The organism is Yinghuangia sp. YIM S10712 (assembly GCF_051388935.1).
Lineage (GTDB): Bacteria > Actinomycetota > Actinomycetes > Streptomycetales > Streptomycetaceae > Yinghuangia.
Map to the genome: position 1 here is coordinate 1 of NZ_JBPKBI010000054.1, position 2,672 is coordinate 2,672.

Annotated in this window: 2 protein-coding genes and 1 pseudogene; 1 reads left to right on the forward strand and 2 read right to left on the reverse strand. The window is 70.2% G+C overall.

Features of this window, described 5'->3' with window-relative positions:
• Positions 1-71: 71 nt before the first annotated feature.
• Together ACRX5W_RS33035 and ACRX5W_RS33040 are read right to left on the reverse strand one after the other, a co-directional pair.
• Positions 72-593 carry a hypothetical protein gene (locus ACRX5W_RS33035; RefSeq protein WP_436792091.1) on the reverse strand — a complete coding sequence of 174 codons (522 nt, stop codon included), beginning with the start codon at positions 591-593 and terminating at the stop codon, positions 72-74.
• 193 nt (positions 594-786) lie between these two features.
• On the reverse strand, positions 787-1,473 hold the full coding sequence (locus ACRX5W_RS33040) for a hypothetical protein (RefSeq protein WP_436792092.1): 687 nt from the start codon (positions 1,471-1,473) through the stop codon (positions 787-789).
• Positions 1,474-1,824: 351 nt separating this feature from the next.
• Between ACRX5W_RS33040 and ACRX5W_RS33045 the strand changes: the two are divergent.
• Positions 1,825-2,055, forward strand: a pseudogene (locus tag ACRX5W_RS33045) (leucine zipper domain-containing protein); the annotation flags it as partial.
• Positions 2,056-2,672 lie beyond the last annotated feature (617 nt).

The following is a 2,672-nucleotide window of genomic DNA, read 5'->3' on the forward strand; positions in this document are numbered from 1 at the left end:
ACGGCTTCCTCGCAGGAACCGGACTGACCTGACGAAACATCAACAACCCAATTCGCAAAGATCAGTAAGAGTCACGGCCCTTCCGCCAACCGTTGGATCGTCCGCCAGCGCGGGGCCTCGTCATCTGGGACGTCCGGGGATGCGAAGTGGAAAGGCACACCAAGGTGGACGGCCAGCGCCCGACCGGCCTCGGCGGCAGCAACACCAGGAGGGGGGCTGCCGGGGCGGTGGTAGACGGTCGCCAGATGGTCTTCCCCTTCTGGGTCGTTCAGGACCGCGACAAGGAGCACGAACCAGTCGTGCACGGTGTCGCCGTCCCAAAACGCTTCCACCGCCTTCACACGGCCCGGGAAAGCCGCAGCGCGGGCTGCGAGCGAGGGGAGATCCAGCGGATCAGGCGGCGTGCGGCGCACGCGGTCGCCCAGAGCCTCGTACCGTGCCTGGACCACCAACTCGGCTTCGTGCAGGCCCACCCCCAACGGGCGCAGCGCCTCCCAGACCGACCTGACCGCCGACAGCCGGCGGTCGCGCAGCACGTCGGCATCGACCTCTCGACGGGTCCGTTCCTCCAAGTAGGCCCACCAGCCGTTCACCGAGCCACCAGCCAGGGGTTAAGGGTGCGCATCATAGGTTCGAACGTATGTCAGGGACTCGGCGCCCGCCCCGCCGTTCCCTGGGTGGTGCCGTCGAATCTCGTGAACATCCCGCCTTGGGCTCGTACTTACCCCGCCTCCCGAACCGGTGTCGAAGTGCTGTCCGATGTCATGGACAAAGCCTGCCCGGCCGTCAGCTTCCGGCGGGGTGGTCGGGGACGGCCAGGTGGATGGTGCCCTGGCCGCCGAGCAAGCGGTCGCCGGGCGCGACGACGATGGAACCTCCGTCGGGCAGGACGATGCGGTGCAGCGGGTCGGGGCGGTACTGGAGGTCGCCGTCGTACGGGATGGTCCCGCCGTGGTCCAGGACCCAGGCCAGGAGTTCGCTGTCGTCGTCCGGGACTGTGAACGGCTCGAGGTCGCGCGTGGCGCCGTCGCCGGAAGCCGGGACGGGGGTGGTGCCGTCGATGCCGGGGACATGCGGGAGGTGCCGGCCGATGACGTCGAACACGTCCTGGTGCACGACGTAGCGGCCGCGCATGTCCTGGAGCAGGTACCGCTCGACCAATTCGGCGAGGACCGCAGCGTACGGGGCGGCGTCGCTGCTGGCGGCGGGCGGGTGGTCGCGCAGGTGCGCGCGGAGCGCTGCCAGGCCGCGGCGCATCTCGGCGCCGCGGCGCTTGTCTTGGGCACGGTGCTCGTCGAGCTCGCGTGTGAGTTCGCGGAAGCATTCCTCGGTGTGGAAGACGGTGACCACGCCGGCGGCTCCGACGCTGGTGACACTTGGTGTCCCCGGCACGGCGGGTGCGTGGCACTTGGGGCATTCCTCGGTGGTGCCGGACGGTTCGGGGCGTTCGTCGTAGCCTTCATCGTCGCGCACGGGTTGCCTGCCTTTCCGCCGGTGGCCTCCCCGGCTCTTGGCGGTGCCGGGGAGCACGAGGGCCCCTGACCCCGCTGAGCGCTGAGGGGCAGGGGCCCGGTGCTGGGAGACCGCGCGCCGCGGAGGTGTCCCCCGGGGGCGCGGGTGGAGGCACCGGCGGCGCAGGACGCCGGGTCTCTCCCGGGCCGCACACGTTAGACCCAGGAACCGTGCGAACGGAATTCTCCGAACTAGCTGTTCTGTCCACGGAGGTTGGTGACGGATCGCACGCTGGGGCGACCTTGAACGGGTGAGGGCCTTCCGGGTTCGGTGTGGATTGCGACATCTGCACCGACCGGCAAGAAGGCCCTCATGCCCCACCGTAATGCACCCTTGTCCGAGACCGGTCGGCTGCGTCTGGCCCGGCTGATCGTGAAGAAGGGCTGGCCGCCGCGCCGTGCGGCGGAGCGGTTCCAGGTCTCCCACACCACCGCGCGGCGCTGGGCCGACCGCTACCGCGTGCTCGGTGAGGCCGGCATGGTCGACCGGTCCTCGCGCCCGCACCACAGTCCGCGCCGGACCCCGACCCGGACCGAGCGGCGGACGTCAACACCAGTGTTGCCGGGTCTCTGACCAGCACAAACAGCGCGCGTCAACCACTTCGTGGCCCCCACAGACTGGTCATACCGCCGGCGGACGCCGTGCGGAGACACGCTGTGTGCCCTGCACGCGGCCGTTCTGAGGAGGGTCGGCCATCGCCACCAACGACGTGGTGCGGTCGTACGAGAAGACCGACGTGCCATCCGCCGGGAACGCAAATCGCGCCTGGCGCAGGCGTACGCGCAACTTGTCGCGGGACCTGCTCCTCCAATTCTTGCGCGGCGCGGCCTACACGCTCGGAGGTCTCATGATCGCCTGGTTGGTCTACTAGTTGCAGCGGTAGACACGCGGCCGCATGGCCGGTGCGACTCCCGCCCCTCTCCGGTACGGGTCGCACCGGCCCACGGCACGTGACCGGGTCACAGAGGGGCGGCAGCAATCAGCTTGGCGCCGTACAACGTGGTGAGGGCTTGTCGGCACCTCGTACCTCGGTCGGGCCCCCAACTCAATGACCACACCGCGCAGTCCGCGGCGCGGACCGTAGTTGCGAGGACGTCCGGACCGGGTCATGCTCCGCGACGCCGGCCCGCCGCGCTCCACCCCGCGCGGCGGACGGCCCC